The 13740-nt window shown below is 63.8% G+C and carries 20 protein-coding genes; 12 read left to right on the forward strand and 8 right to left on the reverse strand.

The genetic code is table 11. From position 1 onward, the window contains the following. Positions 1 to 55: 55 nt before the first annotated feature. Positions 56 to 397: a hypothetical protein gene (locus ACIPV6_RS16865; protein ID WP_400271972.1), complete on the forward strand. Its 342-nt coding sequence runs from the start codon at positions 56 to 58 to the stop codon at positions 395 to 397. Positions 398 to 558: 161 nt separating this feature from the next. On the opposite strand, the gene ACIPV6_RS16870 is transcribed toward ACIPV6_RS16865, so the two are convergent. Continuing rightward, positions 559 to 1107 carry a CGNR zinc finger domain-containing protein gene (locus ACIPV6_RS16870; protein ID WP_400271973.1) on the reverse strand — a complete coding sequence of 183 codons (549 nt, stop codon included), beginning with the start codon at positions 1105 to 1107 and terminating at the stop codon, positions 559 to 561. Between the two features lie 89 nt (positions 1108 to 1196). Between ACIPV6_RS16870 and ACIPV6_RS16875 the strand changes: the two genes are divergently transcribed. Continuing rightward, positions 1197 to 2219, forward strand: a complete 1023-nt coding sequence (locus ACIPV6_RS16875) for an EamA family transporter (RefSeq protein ID WP_400271974.1) — start codon at positions 1197 to 1199, stop codon at positions 2217 to 2219. Between the two features lie 119 nt (positions 2220 to 2338). Here ACIPV6_RS16875 and ACIPV6_RS16880 read toward each other — a convergent pair whose 3' ends face one another. Next, a complete protein-coding gene (locus ACIPV6_RS16880) occupies positions 2339 to 2602 on the reverse strand; it encodes a WXG100 family type VII secretion target (protein ID WP_400271975.1) in 264 nt (87 codons plus the stop codon). 157 nt (positions 2603 to 2759) lie between these two features. Between ACIPV6_RS16880 and ACIPV6_RS16885 the strand changes: the two genes are divergently transcribed. Next, complete coding sequence (locus ACIPV6_RS16885) at positions 2760 to 3032, forward strand: DUF2277 domain-containing protein (RefSeq protein ID WP_397324107.1); 273 nt, start codon at positions 2760 to 2762, stop codon at positions 3030 to 3032. Positions 3033 to 3112: 80 nt separating this feature from the next. Here ACIPV6_RS16885 and ACIPV6_RS16890 read toward each other — a convergent pair whose 3' ends face one another. Genes ACIPV6_RS16890 through ACIPV6_RS16900 form a run of 3 tightly spaced genes read right to left on the reverse strand, consistent with a single transcriptional unit; the run spans position 3113 to position 6103 of the window. Next, complete coding sequence (locus ACIPV6_RS16890) at positions 3113 to 5446, reverse strand: heavy metal translocating P-type ATPase (RefSeq protein ID WP_400271976.1); 2334 nt, start codon at positions 5444 to 5446, stop codon at positions 3113 to 3115. A gap of 8 nt (positions 5447 to 5454) precedes the next feature. Then, positions 5455 to 5688 carry a heavy-metal-associated domain-containing protein gene (locus tag ACIPV6_RS16895; RefSeq protein WP_397324105.1) on the reverse strand — a complete coding sequence of 78 codons (234 nt, stop codon included), beginning with the start codon at positions 5686 to 5688 and terminating at the stop codon, positions 5455 to 5457. Between the two features lie 49 nt (positions 5689 to 5737). Further along, positions 5738 to 6103, reverse strand: coding sequence for a metal-sensitive transcriptional regulator (locus tag ACIPV6_RS16900; protein WP_400271977.1), 366 nt, complete (start codon positions 6101 to 6103; stop codon positions 5738 to 5740). Positions 6104 to 6396: 293 nt separating this feature from the next. On the opposite strand from ACIPV6_RS16900, the gene ACIPV6_RS16905 reads away from it, so the two are divergent. From ACIPV6_RS16905 to ACIPV6_RS16945, 9 genes are all read left to right on the forward strand, one after another. After that, positions 6397 to 6801, forward strand: coding sequence for a rhodanese-like domain-containing protein (locus tag ACIPV6_RS16905; RefSeq protein ID WP_400271994.1), 405 nt, complete (start codon positions 6397 to 6399; stop codon positions 6799 to 6801). Positions 6802 to 6926: 125 nt separating this feature from the next. Then, positions 6927 to 7400, forward strand: a complete 474-nt coding sequence (locus ACIPV6_RS16910) for an Asp23/Gls24 family envelope stress response protein (protein WP_400271978.1) — start codon at positions 6927 to 6929, stop codon at positions 7398 to 7400. After that, positions 7397 to 7588 carry a DUF2273 domain-containing protein gene (locus tag ACIPV6_RS16915; protein WP_400271979.1) on the forward strand — a complete coding sequence of 64 codons (192 nt, stop codon included), beginning with the start codon at positions 7397 to 7399 and terminating at the stop codon, positions 7586 to 7588. Before ACIPV6_RS16910 ends, ACIPV6_RS16915 begins: the two co-directional genes overlap by 4 nt. Continuing rightward, positions 7585 to 7944: a hypothetical protein gene (locus ACIPV6_RS16920; RefSeq protein WP_400271980.1), complete on the forward strand. Its 360-nt coding sequence runs from the start codon at positions 7585 to 7587 to the stop codon at positions 7942 to 7944. The genes ACIPV6_RS16915 and ACIPV6_RS16920 overlap by 4 nt, the downstream gene beginning before the upstream one ends. Beyond that, positions 7941 to 8522: a hypothetical protein gene (locus tag ACIPV6_RS16925; protein WP_400271981.1), complete on the forward strand. Its 582-nt coding sequence runs from the start codon at positions 7941 to 7943 to the stop codon at positions 8520 to 8522. Before ACIPV6_RS16920 ends, ACIPV6_RS16925 begins: the two co-directional genes overlap by 4 nt. Continuing rightward, positions 8519 to 9124, forward strand: a complete 606-nt coding sequence (locus ACIPV6_RS16930; RefSeq protein WP_400271982.1) for a hypothetical protein — start codon at positions 8519 to 8521, stop codon at positions 9122 to 9124. Before ACIPV6_RS16925 ends, ACIPV6_RS16930 begins: the two co-directional genes overlap by 4 nt. 63 nt (positions 9125 to 9187) lie before the next feature. Further along, complete coding sequence (locus ACIPV6_RS16935) at positions 9188 to 9763, forward strand: RNA polymerase sigma factor (protein ID WP_400271983.1); 576 nt, start codon at positions 9188 to 9190, stop codon at positions 9761 to 9763. Then, positions 9760 to 10362, forward strand: a complete 603-nt coding sequence (locus ACIPV6_RS16940; RefSeq protein WP_400271984.1) for an Asp23/Gls24 family envelope stress response protein — start codon at positions 9760 to 9762, stop codon at positions 10360 to 10362. The genes ACIPV6_RS16935 and ACIPV6_RS16940 overlap by 4 nt, the downstream gene beginning before the upstream one ends. Continuing rightward, on the forward strand, positions 10359 to 10679 hold the full coding sequence (locus ACIPV6_RS16945; protein ID WP_400271985.1) for a hypothetical protein: 321 nt from the start codon (positions 10359 to 10361) through the stop codon (positions 10677 to 10679). Before ACIPV6_RS16940 ends, ACIPV6_RS16945 begins: the two co-directional genes overlap by 4 nt. Here ACIPV6_RS16945 and ACIPV6_RS16950 read toward each other — a convergent pair. From ACIPV6_RS16950 to ACIPV6_RS16960, 3 genes are all read right to left on the reverse strand, one after another. Beyond that, the gene (locus tag ACIPV6_RS16950) at positions 10676 to 11701 is read right to left on the reverse strand and encodes an ATP-dependent 6-phosphofructokinase (RefSeq protein WP_400271986.1); all 1026 of its coding nucleotides are present in this window, start codon (positions 11699 to 11701) and stop codon (positions 10676 to 10678) included. The genes ACIPV6_RS16945 and ACIPV6_RS16950 overlap by 4 nt on opposite strands. Positions 11702 to 11734: 33 nt before the next feature. Continuing rightward, on the reverse strand, positions 11735 to 13222 hold the full coding sequence (locus tag ACIPV6_RS16955) for a glyceraldehyde-3-phosphate dehydrogenase (RefSeq protein ID WP_400271987.1): 1488 nt from the start codon (positions 13220 to 13222) through the stop codon (positions 11735 to 11737). A 185-nt stretch (positions 13223 to 13407) separates the two neighbouring features. Further along, positions 13408 to 13740 (reverse strand): hypothetical protein (locus tag ACIPV6_RS16960; RefSeq protein WP_400271988.1); only part of this gene is annotated, 333 nt, incomplete at its 5' end.

The raw sequence follows: 13740 nt of genomic DNA on the forward strand, positions 1-13740 counted from the left end.
AACTTTTGCAACCGGCGGGGAGCCCATCAGGCCCGCCATCATTGGAGGAATAACCGTGGCAGACCAGACACCAGGAGAACCGCGCAAGATGCGGACCTCGGTCAAGGGACCGCTCGTTTTCTCCGCATTCTTTGCTGTTTTGGCGTTCGTTGCCGTGCTGATTTTCGCCTCCGGCGGCAGCGCACACACGCCCCGCTTCGATCTCGCCTTCACGGGCGCGGGTATCGCGTTCATCGTGAGCCTCGTGGTCGCAGCCATGCTGTCCATGAGCTACAAGGAAAACGCCGAACACCTCGGAAAGGGCTCCGGCGTCAACCTCAGTTCCAAGCGTCCGCACGGCGGCCACGCGTCGCCGGACTCGCCTGACGAGCCTGAAACGCACGACGGCGGGCACTAGCTCCCAGCGCTTCTCCACTTTGGGTGGGGGAGCGCTTTTTGTTTGTGATCGGTCTGTGCGGGGTGGCTCCGGGGTAGTGTGGTCCACACCATGGTGTCTACTTTTGGGGGAATCATGGCTTCTAGGCGGGATTCCCCCATGCCCGCCATTATGCCCCGGCTTTAGTCGCCCTCCGCGGCTTTCCTTGCCCGATACGCCGCGACGTGCGCGCGGTTGGCGCAGTTGCCAGTGTCGCAGTAGAGCTTGGAGCGGTTGCGGCTGAGGTCCAGGACCACGGCGTCGCAGTCTTCCGCGGCACACACGCGCATCCGGTCCATTTCCTTGCTGCGGATCACGTCGATGATGGCCATGGCGGCTTCCGTGCCCATGCGGTCGGCCAAGGGAGCCTCGGGTGTGGTGGCGTGGAGGTGCCAATCCCATTGGTCGTGCTTGGCCAGTTGGGGAAGTGCTTTGGCGTCCGAGAGGAGCTTGTTGACGGACTTTGCCGCGGTGTCCTCATCCGCGGTCCACAGAGCGGCCAGCTCGCTGCGAAGCCGCTTGACGCTGCGCAGTTCCGCGGTGGTTTTGGTCCGCGAACCGGAGAAGCCCTCCGTCTCGAGGAAGGCGTCGAGCTCGTCCATGGTCGCCAACGATTCGTCGCCATTGGCGGCGGTATTGATCAGATTGACGACGCTGCGGAGCGCCACCTCGGTGTCAGGCGCAAAAAGCACTTTGACTCCTTACATCATTCGGGAGTACTGTCATGACCATAAGCCCACTTTACTCCTGACAGGAGGCTGCTGTGTCAGCAACAAAGACAATGGCTGATGCAAAAGGATTCCTGGCATCGGGACTAGGCATCGCCGTGATTTCCTCGGCAGTCTTCGGTACATCCGGCGCGTTTGCAAAGTCCATGCTCGAAACCGGATGGTCACCGGGCGCCGCGGTTGCCGTGCGCCTGACAGGTGCCGCGCTCATTCTGGCGATTCCCGCCGTCGTGGTTCTTCGCGGCCGGTGGCATCAACTGAAGGACAACTGGCTGACCATCCTGCTTTTCGGCCTCATTGGCGTCGCGGGCTGCCAGCTTTTCTACTTCAACGCCGTAGCTCGTCTGTCCGTGGGCGTCGCGTTGCTGCTTGAGTATTTGGCGCCGGTGATGATCGTTCTGTGGCTCTGGATCTCGAGTCGCCGGCGACCCCGCATGCTCACTTCCGCTGGCGCCTTGCTGTCGCTGGGCGGGCTGGTCCTGGTCCTGGACTTGACCGGTTCCGTGAAGGTGGACTTCATCGGTGTGCTTTGGGGCATGGCCGCGGCCGTCTGCCTGGTGATCTACTTCTTCATCACAGCCAAGGAGAACGACACCCTCCCGCCTCTTGTCCTTGCCTCCGGTGGCTTGGTGGTTGGCGCGGCGGTCATGTGGTTGGTTGGCGCCATGGGCCTGTTGCCGATGACGTTCAACACAGCCAACACGTCGCTGGGGCCCTGGACAACGCCGTGGTGGGTTTCGGCCGCCGGGCTGATCATCCTGGCGACGGTGCTTGCCTACGTCTCGGGCATCATGGCCGCACGAAGCCTGGGGTCCAAGGTGGCCTCGTTCGTTTCGCTGACCGAAGTGTTGTTCGCCGTCCTGTGGGCCTGGCTCCTGCTTGGCGAACTGCCCGGCCCGATCCAGCTAATGGGTGGGGTGCTGATTGTTGGCGGCGTGGTCCTGGTCCGCGTCGACGAACTGCGCGGTGACCGCCGTGCCGTCGGCCCTTCGACAACGGCGGACCGCGTTCTGGATCACGCGAACGACGTCGAGCCCATTCCCACGGGGCCGGTCGCCGAGGTGCGCCGCAACTGACGCGTTGCGAGGCCCGCTCTGCGTTCCATTCTTGGGGGATGGGACGCAAAGCGGGCCTCATAACGGAGTTAAAAGCGAATGGCCCGGACGCCTTAGCGTCCGGGCCATTCCCAACTGTCTTAGTTGGAAGCCTGCTGCTGCTGCTCAGCGTTCTTCGTCGCGCGGGAACCGGCGTCGCGAAGAGCCTCGGCAACCTTCTTGAGGCTGGAAGCGTGCTGGCTGTCCCACTCGCTGCGGAACTTGTCAGCGTCCGGGCCCTTCCAGTCGGTGCCGTCAAGGGCACCCTTCAGCTGAGAGCGCTGCTGCTCGATGGTCTCGGCACCGGCCTTCAGCTTGTTACCGAGCTGGCGAAGCTGATCAACGTCTGCACCCCAAATAGCCATGAGATATCTCCTTCTTTTTTCGGACCCGAGCTCTTCGGCATCCCCAGCGGCCTCCGGCTCATCCGGAAGATCCATGACTAAAACCTATCCCGGGATTCCAAGGGCCGTCGATGGGCACCCCTCCCCATGGAGGACTGCCCATAGTTAGCATGGGGTTATGTGCCGCAATATCAGGACCCTTCATAACTTCGAACCCCGTGCCACGTCCGCCGAAGTGGAGGCCGCCGCGCTGCAGTACGTGCGCAAGATCAGCGGAGCCACCAAGCCATCCAAGGCCAACGAGGAAGCCTTCGCGGAGGCGGTCCACGAGATCGCCCACATCACGCAACACTTGCTTGATTCGCTGGTGAGCCATGCTCCGGCGAAGAACCGTGAAGAGGAAGCCGCCAAGGCCCGGGCAAGGTCGGCCGTCCGGTTCGGAACAGCCTAGCCCAAGCCTCGGTATCCCCAAGTAGCTGGCAGTTGTTGTTTTGGGGGCTCAGAACAACAACAACTGACAGTCAGTCGTGGCTATTTGCCGAAGGAGCGGAGCCTCAGCGAGTTGGCGACAACCAGCACCGAACTCGCCGCCATCGCTGCACCCGCGATCATCGGGTTGAGGAGACCTAGCGCGGCCACCGGGATTCCGATCGCGTTGTAGAAGAAGGCCCAGAACAAGTTGGTCTTGATGGTGGACAGCGTCTTGCGTGACAGCTCGATCGCTTGGACCAGTTGATTCAGGTCGCTGCCCATCACCGTCAGGTCCGAGGCTTCGATCGCAACGTCCGTACCGGATCCCATGGCGATTCCCAGATCGGACTGTGCCAGGGCAGCGGCGTCATTCACGCCATCGCCCGCCATGGCAACGGTCGCGCCCTTCTCCTGCAGCTTCCGCACCGCCTCAACCTTGCCTTCGGGCAAGACCCCGGCGAAGACGTCGTCGGGTGAAATTCCGACGACGGCAGCCACCTGGGCTGCGACGGCGGCATTGTCTCCAGTTAGGAGCATGGGACGGATGCCGAGTTCCTTCAGTTTCCTGATCGCATCGGCCGATCCGGGCTTGATGGTATCGCGCAGGCTGACGATTCCTGCAGGAAGCCCGTCGACGGCAACCCAAATGGCTGTCGCCCCGCCGTTTTCCTGTTCTCCGAGGGCTGCCTTGTGCGAGGCATCCAGGCCTACGCCGTTTTCTTCAAGCCAACCGGAACGCCCAACTACGACGTTTCGGGAGGTGCCGTTCAGGACAACCGTTCCCCGGACTCCGCCGCCCGGTGCCGAACTGAAGTCCCCCACCGAGGGCAAATTTCCGGCGTCGGGCAGTGCGTCCATCGCTGCGGCGGCAATGGCATGCGCGATGGGGTGTTCCGAGGCCGCCTCAACGGCGCCGGCCAGCGTGAGGACATCCTGTGACGTATGTCCGTTAAGCGCGACCGTGCCGTCCACGGCGAGTTTGCCGCTGGTGACCGTGCCGGTCTTGTCCAGGAGGATGGTATCCACGTGCCTCGTGTCCTCGAGGACCTGCGGGCCCTTGATGAGGATGCCGAGCTGCGCACCGCGGCCGGTGCCCGTGAGGAGTCCTACAGGTGTGGCCAGGCCGAGCGCACAGGGGCAGGCGATCACCAGTACGGCCACGGCGGCCGTGAAGGATGCGTTGAGATCGCCGGAGAAGAACAGCCACAGCACGAACGTGATGAACGCGATGATCAGGACGATCGGCACGAACACCGCGCTGATGCGGTCAGCCAGCCGGGCGATGGGTGCCTTCCCGGTTTGCGCTTGGCTGACCAAACGACCCATTTGGGCAAGTGTGGTGTCTGCGCCAACCCGGGTGGCACGTACGAGCAGGCGGCCGGAGGTATTGATCGTGGCACCGGTAACTTGGCTGCCCGTGCCGACTTCGACCGGGACTGACTCGCCGGTGACCAGGGAAGCATCGACGGCGGATGCACCTTCCGTGACCACGCCATCCGTGGCGATCTTTTCTCCGGGGCGGACGACAAAAACGTCGTCAACCAGCAGTTGGTCAGCGGGTATCTTCTGCTCCCGTCCGTCCACCAAGACCGTGGCTTCCTTCGCGCCGAGGTTCAGCAGGGCCTTCAGTGCGTTGCCAGCCTTGGCCTTGGCATTCGCCTCAAGGTAACGGCCCAGGAGAAGGAACGTGGTGACGACAGCGGCGACTTCGAAGTAGAGCCCGCCGGACATGCCTTCCATGCCTGGGTGCTCGGTTATCCGTGGATCCGCCAACAACTGCCAGGCGGAGTAAGTATAGGCCGCGATCACGCCGATGGAGACCAGTGTGTCCATGGTGGAGGCGAAGTGCCGTGCGTTGACGGCTGCGGCACGATGGAACGGCCATGCAGCCCAGCTCACGACTGGCAAGGCCAGCGCGGCAGCGACCCAGCCCCAGTTGGGGAACTGGAAGGCGGGAATCATCGAGATGGCGAAAACGGGGACCGTAAGGATCGCTGCCAAGTACAGCCGTGGCCGCAGAATCGAGGCGGCAGGACCGTGGTCCATGTGGTTTTCGTGTTCGCCGGAGTCGTCGCCGTGGGCGGCATGCTCTGCATGCTCGCTGGCGTCGTGATCCGGGTGCTCGGCGTGGTGATGGGCATGCGCGGCAGGGGGTTGGCGGACTGTGGCCTTGTAGCCCGTGGCGTTGACCGTATCTACGAGTTGCTGATCCGTGACGGTCGACGGGACGGTGACATGGGCAGATTCCAGGGGAAGGTTGACGGTGGCCTCGACGCCTTCAAGCTTGCCGAGTTTCCGTTCCACTCGATTGACGCATGAGGCACAGGTCATGCCCTCAATGTCGAGTTCAACCACCCGGGTTTCGGGCTGGTTGAAGATCTCCTGGTTGGTCAAAAGAACTCCTAGGCTTCGTTGGCTACCACCACGTAGCCCGCTTCTGCGACAGCCTCGCCAATTTCGGACGGCGAGAGTTCGCTGGTGGAAGTGATGGTCACGGTGGACAGGCCGCCGGGGTTGAGGTCTACCGAGACCTCTTCGACGCCGCTGAGGGCCTCCAGTTCTTCACTCACGCTGGAGATGCAATGCCCGCACGTCATGCCCGAAACGTTGACGTTGGTGGTGATGGTTTGGCTCATGATGCGCTCCTTGGTGGTGAGTTGAATGGCGTGGTGTGTGCTTGAGGGATTACCGCAGCAGGCGCCCGATGGCATCGGTGGCCTCCTTGACTTTGGCGTCGATCTGTTCGGCGCGTGCATCCGGATCCGGCTCGGAGGCGGCACCGACCACGCAATGGCCGATGTGCTCTTCGACGAGGCCCAGGCTCACCGCGTGCAGCGCCTTGGTGGCGGCAGCCACCTGGGTGAGGATGTCGATGCAGTACTTGTCCTCCTCGACCATCCGGGCAATGCCGCGGACTTGGCCTTCAATCCGTTTGAGGCGGCGGAGGTATGCGTCTTTGTTGCTGGTATAGCCGTGCGGAGTTGCTGTCTCCAGCTCAACCTCAACGGTCGGCAGGTTCGGGTTCCCGAGGTTCAGGTCTACCGTGCTCACGAACCCAAACTATACCCATGGGGGGTATGGACGCAAGTACCCCCAGGGGGTATCGTGGTGACCTCCGATGCAAGAGGTCCAAGCCAACATCTGGACCGAATGCGTGGACTCGCCGCGGCGTGTGGCTGCCGAGGTCCGGTGCAAAGCTGGAAACGCGACTACGGGGCCGAACAATGCGCCATAGCGGGATAGGAAACCTAGTGACTACTGAAGGCAAGGACGCCCGGAACTCATCGTCCGGACGAAGTGGAGGGCGGGGCCACCGTCCGGACGGCATTGGGGGTGGGCTCACAATGAACCTTGATCCGGCAGCGTACTTCCGGGCCAAGCTGGAACTCGAAATCGACGTCATGGACGTGGCCGACGCCGAGCCGGGATCCTTGGTGGTGGTGGACACCCGCCGGCAGTCATCGTGGGACCACGGACATATTCCCGGAGCGGTACATATCCCTACCGCGCAGATTGCCGAGCTCGCAGGCGGCCTGGTTCCGGCCGGATCGCAGGTGGTGGTGTACTCCTGGGGCCCGGGATGCAATGGCAGTACGTTCGCGGCGCTCGCCTTCGCGGAACTGGGATATTCGGTGAAGGAAATGATTGGTGGGATCGAGTACTGGATCAGGAACGGACTCCCTGTGGAAAGGGCGGCCGGCATCCACGCGGAGCACCCCGATCCCTTGGTGACCGCCCACACGGGGTGAGCGCCGCCGTCGTGCGCCAATAGTGATGCACATCACATAAATTTGAGCGTGAGGAACCGGCCTTCAGCCTCGTCTTCCTTATGACGGCGCATACAGGCGCCCACGAACACGAGGAGTGAAGTGCCATGACCATCCAGACGCACACCCCGGCAGACGTCCCCGCCAAGAACGCCAAGGAGTCCGCAGCCAAAGCACCCCAGTTCAAAGGCAAGGACGGCCGCGGGCTCACCACCGTTGCTGATGGCGTAGTAGCCAAGATTGCCGGCATCGCCATCCAGGAGATCGACGGCGTCCACGCCTTGGGTGGCGGCGCAGCCCGAGCCATCGGCACACTGCGCGAGAAAGTCGGCCAGAAGGACCTGACACAGGGAGTCAGCGTCGAGGTCGGCCAAACCCAAGTGGCAGTAGACGTCACGCTTGTTGTCGAATACCCGCATCCCCTCCAGGACGTGGCGGACAACGCGCGGGACGCCGTATACACCGCAATCGAGGACCTTGTGGGGATGGAAGTCACCGAGGTCAACATCACCATTACGGACATCCACGTGCCGAGCGACGACGACTCGGATGGCGCCGACCATGAGCCGAGGGTCGCGTGAGCCCCACGGTAACCGGTCTCGCGGCAGGCGCCGTCCTGGCGGTAGTGGCCTTGTCCTTCGGCTTCTGGGGTTTCCTGGTCACGGCCCTGTTCATGGCAGTGGGCGCTGCCGTGGGCAGGATGGCCGAGGGAAGGCTTGACCTCGCCGGAGTGATGGACGCGCTGCGCGGCAAACGCTCCTCATCATGAGCGGCGGGACCGGGACCGTGACCGGCGTCCGCGCGGGCCACACCAGGATCACCCACGCGGCGCTCCGCAAAACGCTGGAGGCCGTCACAGCACAGGCTTTCCACGTCAGCCCCGGTGCCGTGGGCGCCGACCTGGAGGATGACCGGGGGCTCTTGGGCGTGAAAGTGACAGTGAAGCTGGCACCGCCACCGCTTCGGGGCAGGCAGGGAGGTCCCACGGTCTTCGAGCAGGCCCAGCGCGCACGGACGGCCATTGCGGTTCGGGGCTTCGCCCTCACAGGGAGGCGGCTGGGCAGGGTGGACATCAGGCTCACGGCTGCCAAGCGTGCCGCGAAGCCGGAAGGAAGGGTTCAATGAGTCACGTCCGAACCATCAAGAGGTTGACGCGCAGGGAAACCCATTCATCCAGGGCGCTGGTATCCATCGTCGTGGCAGCGTTGCTCGCGGTGGCGCTTCTCTGGGCCGCGGCAGAAACGGTCCTGTGGATTCTCGGGGACCGGCCCTTGCTGGCGGATCCTCCCCGGATCGGGGACTGGTTGGCCCACCTCCCCTCAACAACCATCCCGGGCGCCTTGGGGGCGTCCGGGGTTGGGGTTGCACTGCTGGGCGTGCTGGCCCTGGTCGCTGCCGCAGCCCCCGGACGGAAAGCCCGGCGGTCCCTCGGCAGCGACCGCAGCGCCGTCGTCGTCGATGACCAACTCATTGCGGCGGCCTTGTCCCGGCGGTGCCGGCTGGAAGCGGGACTCTCGCCCGGACAGGTGACCACCACCGTAGGTGCCCGTTCAGTGCGGGTGGTGGTGCGTCCGACGTCGGGCGTTCCACTGGAAGCGGAGGTACTGAGAGCAGCGGTCGACGGCGAACTGGCCGCCTTGGGACTGAAGCGGCGGGTTTCGTCATCGGTGCGCGTAGTGGACGAAGGGGCGGTTGGCCAATGAGGAACACTAACAGGGCACTGAACCGGCTGGTTCTGGCGGTTGTTGGGCTGCTCCTGGTGATTCTGGGAGCCGCGGTTTTCGCGGCCGGCCTCTTGCCCTCCGCTGCAACGACGTGGACTTCAACGGTCTCGCACGTCACCGAGGAGGCACGCCGGCTCCTGGAGTCCGCGCCGCTGGCCGGACCCCTCCGTAGTTGGTGGCTGGTGGCAGGGATCGCCGTGCTGCTCTTCTGCGCCGCCCTGTGCTTGGCATGGATTTCGCGCCAAGGCGGTGGACATACCCCGGTGATGGGCAGGCAATCGGAAGGCACTGATGGAACCACGGTCATTGACTCCGGCCTGGTTTCGTTCGCAGTCCAGGAAGCACTCGCGGACCACAGGCAAGTACTCTCGACGTCGGTATCGGCCTGGGAATCGCGGCGTGGAACCATGCTGCGGTTGGCGATCGAAGCCAGGCAAGGAGCATCTCCGCGGGAACTGGCGGACACAGTCGAGGAGTTGGTCAAGGAAATCGATGGCTGGATGGGCAATCCGATGCCGGTGCTGGTGCGAATCACCAGCGGTGGCAGGAGCAGCCTGGCCAAAAGCCGGCGGACCACATGACGTTTCAAGGGTTATCGCGAAGCCTCCCCGGGCTTCGCGGAAGCCAGGGAGGGAAGGAGTTGCGTGACAAACGCACAACGGGCCCAGCATCCGTTGGACCTGGTTCCGGACGCCATTCTTGCCGGACGGGCCGCCGATGGTGACACGGCAGCTTTTGAGGCCTTGGCCCGCAGGCATGGACCACTGATGCGGGCCAGCGCCCGCCGACTCACCGGATCCTGGGCCGATGCTGACGACGTGGTCCAGGAATCCTTGGTCCAGGCGTGGAAGCAACTGGAAAACCTGCGGGACCCTGCCACAGTGAGGAGTTGGTTGCTTAGGATCGTCGGCAGCCGGGGCGTCGACTACCTGCGCAAGCGCAGGAACCACGCACCCTTGGAAACGTCCGAGCCCCAGACGCCGCACCCCAGCCCGCAGGATCCGGAGCCGGCAGCACTTAACGGTTCCGGCGTGGAGGCCCTGAAAGCAGCCCTCGCCGAACTGCCCGAGGAACAACGACGCTGCTGGGTCCTCAAGGAATTCAATGACCAAAGCTACGAGGAGATCGCCGAGACCTTGAAGATCAGTCCTGCCAGCGTCCGTGGCCGGCTCGCCCGGGCACGCGTCACCCTTGCACGGAGAATGGAGGAATGGCGATGAGCACGTCCCCCGACACGCTGGAATGCGGTCATTCCTTGGCGGAGTTGAGCTCCTACCTGGACACCGGCGCTTTCAGCGACCCAGCACATCTGGAGACGTGCCCGGAATGCCAATCAGGTTTGGCCACCCTCCGCCGCTTGTCCGGCTTCGCAGGCGAACTGGTCCATGCCGACGTAGCCGAGGCAGGCTCTGGAGCCGACGACTGGATGCAGTCCATCCTGTCCAACCTGCGCCTTGAGCTTCGGCCAGGCCGGACCATCCCCCTGACTTCGGACAACCCGGCGGATGTCCTGTCGGAGACTGAAGGTGCGGTGACCGCGCTCATTCGATCCGTGGTGGACGCCATTCCTGGCACGGCCGCAGGGAAATGCCACCTCCTGGGCGACGTGACGGATCCGGAGGCTGAAATTACCGTCACCGTGGACATTGCGGTGGTGTACGGCCACCACCTTGAGGAACGGGCAACCCAGGTCCGCGAAGCCTTGGCAGAGGCACTGCGGACGCAGACCGAAATGAACATCACCGGCATCGACGTGACCATCACCGACGTCCTGGACCCAGGCCCGGATTTCGGGAACCCGCGCGAGGAGCAGTCATGACGGAACCAGTGGCACGTGCGCTCGCCGAGGAACTGACGCAGGTTGTCCAAGCCGTGGAAGGTGTCAGCGCGCTGTTCCCCGCGCGGCCGTTGTGGCAATCACTCGCCGGTGCTGCCATCCAGGCAGTGACGGGGGAGGCCCAGCCCTTGGTGGGCCTTTCGGAAAATCCGGACGGGGTCTCCGTCAAAGTACGTATCGGTGTTGAGGCGAGCCACCCCGCTCCGGCCGTGGCCCGGAAAGTAGCCGAAGCAATCAGGACCTGCCTCCAGGAGCCAGCTGCCGTCGTCGAGGTTTCCGTTGTGAAGATCGAGGGCTAGCCGAACAGCACCGCAGCCTCCTCATAGCGGTGCTGCGGCACCACCTTGAGTTTGCCGAGGGCCTCGTCGAAGCCGACCTGGCGGATATCCGTGCCCTTCAGGGCCACCATGGATCCCCAGCGGCCTTCCACCACCGAATGAACGGCGGCCATGCCCAAACGGGTGGCCAGGACGCGGTCGAACGCGGAGGGGACGCCGCCGCGCTGGATGTGGCCCAGGATGGTGGTCCGGGTTTCGATTCCGGTCAGGGCCTCGATCTCCGGGGCCAGCTGGTCCGCGATGCCGCCCATCCGGGGACGGCCGAACGTGTCCAGGCCGCGCTCCGAGTGCGGCGTTTCGAGGTGGTCGGGAACGAAGCCCTCGGCCACCACCACCAGCGGTGCGCGGCCGCGGGCGTGGGCCTCTTTGACCCACTGGCCGACCTGCTCCACGCTGACTTTCTGCTCGGGAATCAGGATGGCATGCGCGCCGGCGGCCATGCCTGCGTGCAGAGCGATCCAGCCGACGTGGCGCCCCATGACCTCTGCGATCATGCAGCGATGGTGGGACTCGCCCGTGGTCCGCAGCCGGTCCATGGCTTCGGTGGCAATGTGCACGGCGGTATCGAAACCAAAGCTGTAGTCGGTGGCGTCGAGATCGTTGTCGACGGTCTTGGGCACGCCCACGATCTTCAGTCCGGCGTCCGTTAGGCGCTTCGCTGCAGCGAGGGTGCCTTCGCCGCCGATCGCAATGATCGCGTCGATGCCCAGCCTCTCCATGTGGGCCTTGATGACCTCCGGGCCGCCGCCGTTTTCGAACGGATTGGTGCGCGAAGTGCCAAGGATGGTGCCGCCTTGCTTGGCGATGCCCCGGACCATGGCGCGGGGGATATCAATGACATCCCCCTCCACCACCCCGCGCCAGCCGTCGCGGAATCCCACGAATTCGTGCCCCTGGATGGCGATGCCCTTGAGGACCGCGCCCCGGATCACTGCATTCAATCCGGGGCAGTCGCCACCGCTGGTCAGGATTCCAATCTTCATGCTTCGGCTCGCTTTGCGTATGAGGGACAGGTTCTAGGAGCCGACGGCGGCCAGCACCGACATGGCTTCTTCCACCACATTCGCCGCGGGGAACGACGGCCGGTTCACGCCTGCCATCTCTTCCATGACGCGGACCACCTGGCAGCTGTAGCCGAACTCGTTGTCGTACCAGACGTAGAGGACCAGGTTCTTGTCAGTGGAAATGGTGGCCAGGCCATCGACGATCCCGGTGTGGCGGGAACCGACGAAATCGGTGGAGACCACTTCCGGCGAATCCATGTAATCGATCTGCTGCCGCAGATCCGAATGCAGGGCCATCTCGCGCAGGTAGGTATTGACCTCGTCCTTGGTAGTGCCGCGTTCCAGGTTCAGGTTCAGGATGGCCATGGAAACGTCAGGCGTGGGAACCCGGATGGAGCTGCCCGTCAGCTTGCCCTGCAGCTCCGGCAGAGCCTTGGCCACGGCCTTGGCGGCACCCGTCTCGGTGATCACCATGTTCAGGGCTGCGGAGCGGCCACGACGATCGCCCTTGTGGAAGTTGTCAATGAGGTTCTGGTCATTGGTGAACGAGTGCACGGTTTCCACGTGCCCGTGGATGACACCGTACTTGTCATTGATGGCCTGCAGGATCGGCGTGATGGCATTCGTGGTGCAGGATGCGGCCGTGACAATCCGGTCCTGGTCAGTGATGTCACCGTGGTTGATGCCGTGCACGATGTTCTTGAGATCGCCCTTGCCCGGTGCGGTCAGCAGGACCCGGCCCGCGCCCTTGCTGAGCAGGTGCTGCGAGAGCCCTTCGGCATCCCGCCAGCGGCCGGTGTTGTCCACGATCAGCGCATCCTTGATGCCGTACGCGGTGTAGTCGATGGTGGCCGGATTATCCGAATAGATCACCTGGATCCGGACGCCGTTGGCGGTGATGGTGTTGGCCTCGGCGTCCACCTTGATGGAGCCCTCAAAAGATCCGTGGACCGAGTCGCGGCGCAGCAGGCTGGCACGCTTGGTGAGATCGTTGTCCGCGCCTTTGCGGACAACGATCGCACGGAGCCGCAGGCCGTGGCCGCCACCGGCCTGCTCCACAAGGATGCGCGTCAGCAGACGCCCAATGCGGCCAAAACCATAAAGTACGACGTCGGTGCTGGCGCCGGCGTTGATGCCCTGCTTGCCCACCACTCCAGCCAGTTCGGTCCGAAGGAAGTCCTCGAGGGAGGCTCCGTTGCCCTTCTCTTTGTACTTCTGGTTCAGGCGGGCAATGTCGATGGCTGCCGAGCCGAGCTGCAATTCCGCCAAGGCATTGAGCAGGGGAGCAGTCTCTTCGAGAAGGAGCTCTTCCTTGCTGATCCGGCGGGCAAAGCGGTGGGCCTTGAGGATGCTCATGGTGGACTTGTTCACCAGGCTGCGGCCGTGGATGCTGGTCACCACGTTGTTTTCGCGGTAGAGCCGGCCAATCACCGGAATCATCGCTTCAGCAAGGGCCTCCCGGCCCATCCACGTTGCAAGACACGTATCTGAGGTTTGCATCGGACTGCCTTTCCAGAAGAGGGGTCGGTAGGTTTCGCTTCCAGCCTCCGGGATGCTTCAGGGGCTTAGCATCCATCGTCCGTCCCGGGCCATGTTCCGGAAACGCTAATTCGGGATGGTTTTAACCACTCTTTAGGGTGGGCGCTACGTGTTGATCAGCCGGTGGTTTTGGGTGGCCGGCGGTTTTAGGTGGTCATGGTGGCGAACATGAGGGCCATGGTGGTGGCGCCGGCGGCTTCGAGGCCGTGTTCGGTGCGGGTGTTTGTGGGGTGGTGGGTGTTGGTGTGGGTGGTTTGGGTGCGGTGGCGTAGGAGGAGGATGAGGAAGGTGGTGGCTGCGGCGGCGAAGGCGATGGTGAGGAGGGTGGCCAGGGCGGGGGTGTTGTGGAAGACCGATGCGGTGCCGGTTCCGGTGGCCGGGGTTGCGTGGTGGGTGTGGGCTGCTGCCGGGGTTGTTGTTGTTTGGGTGGGGGTGGTGTGGTTGGTCATCATGGCGATCATGATGGCTGCTGCTGCCAT

Origin of the sequence: Paenarthrobacter sp. NPDC089988 (assembly GCF_044748465.1) — a bacterium.
Classification (GTDB): Bacteria; Actinomycetota; Actinomycetes; order Actinomycetales; family Micrococcaceae; genus Arthrobacter.

Coding starts and splice junctions, on each gene's coding strand:
- ACIPV6_RS16940 (WP_400271984.1), top strand. CDS start 9,760: ATGAGCACGTCCCCCGACACGCTGGAATGCGGTCATTCCTTGGCGGAG.
- ACIPV6_RS16910 (WP_400271978.1), top strand. CDS start 6,927: ATGACCATCCAGACGCACACCCCGGCAGACGTCCCCGCCAAGAACGCC.
- ACIPV6_RS16950 (WP_400271986.1), bottom strand. CDS start 11,701: ATGAAGATTGGAATCCTGACCAGCGGTGGCGACTGCCCCGGATTGAAT.
- ACIPV6_RS16945 (WP_400271985.1), top strand. CDS start 10,359: ATGACGGAACCAGTGGCACGTGCGCTCGCCGAGGAACTGACGCAGGTT.
- ACIPV6_RS16930 (WP_400271982.1), top strand. CDS start 8,519: ATGAGGAACACTAACAGGGCACTGAACCGGCTGGTTCTGGCGGTTGTT.
- ACIPV6_RS16920 (WP_400271980.1), top strand. CDS start 7,585: ATGAGCGGCGGGACCGGGACCGTGACCGGCGTCCGCGCGGGCCACACC.
- ACIPV6_RS16925 (WP_400271981.1), top strand. CDS start 7,941: ATGAGTCACGTCCGAACCATCAAGAGGTTGACGCGCAGGGAAACCCAT.
- ACIPV6_RS16875 (WP_400271974.1), top strand. CDS start 1,197: ATGGCTGATGCAAAAGGATTCCTGGCATCGGGACTAGGCATCGCCGTG.
- ACIPV6_RS16955 (WP_400271987.1), bottom strand. CDS start 13,222: ATGCAAACCTCAGATACGTGTCTTGCAACGTGGATGGGCCGGGAGGCC.
- ACIPV6_RS16880 (WP_400271975.1), bottom strand. CDS start 2,602: ATGGCTATTTGGGGTGCAGACGTTGATCAGCTTCGCCAGCTCGGTAAC.
- ACIPV6_RS16905 (WP_400271994.1), top strand. CDS start 6,397: ATGAACCTTGATCCGGCAGCGTACTTCCGGGCCAAGCTGGAACTCGAA.
- ACIPV6_RS16895 (WP_397324105.1), bottom strand. CDS start 5,688: ATGAGCCAAACCATCACCACCAACGTCAACGTTTCGGGCATGACGTGC.
- ACIPV6_RS16885 (WP_397324107.1), top strand. CDS start 2,760: ATGTGCCGCAATATCAGGACCCTTCATAACTTCGAACCCCGTGCCACG.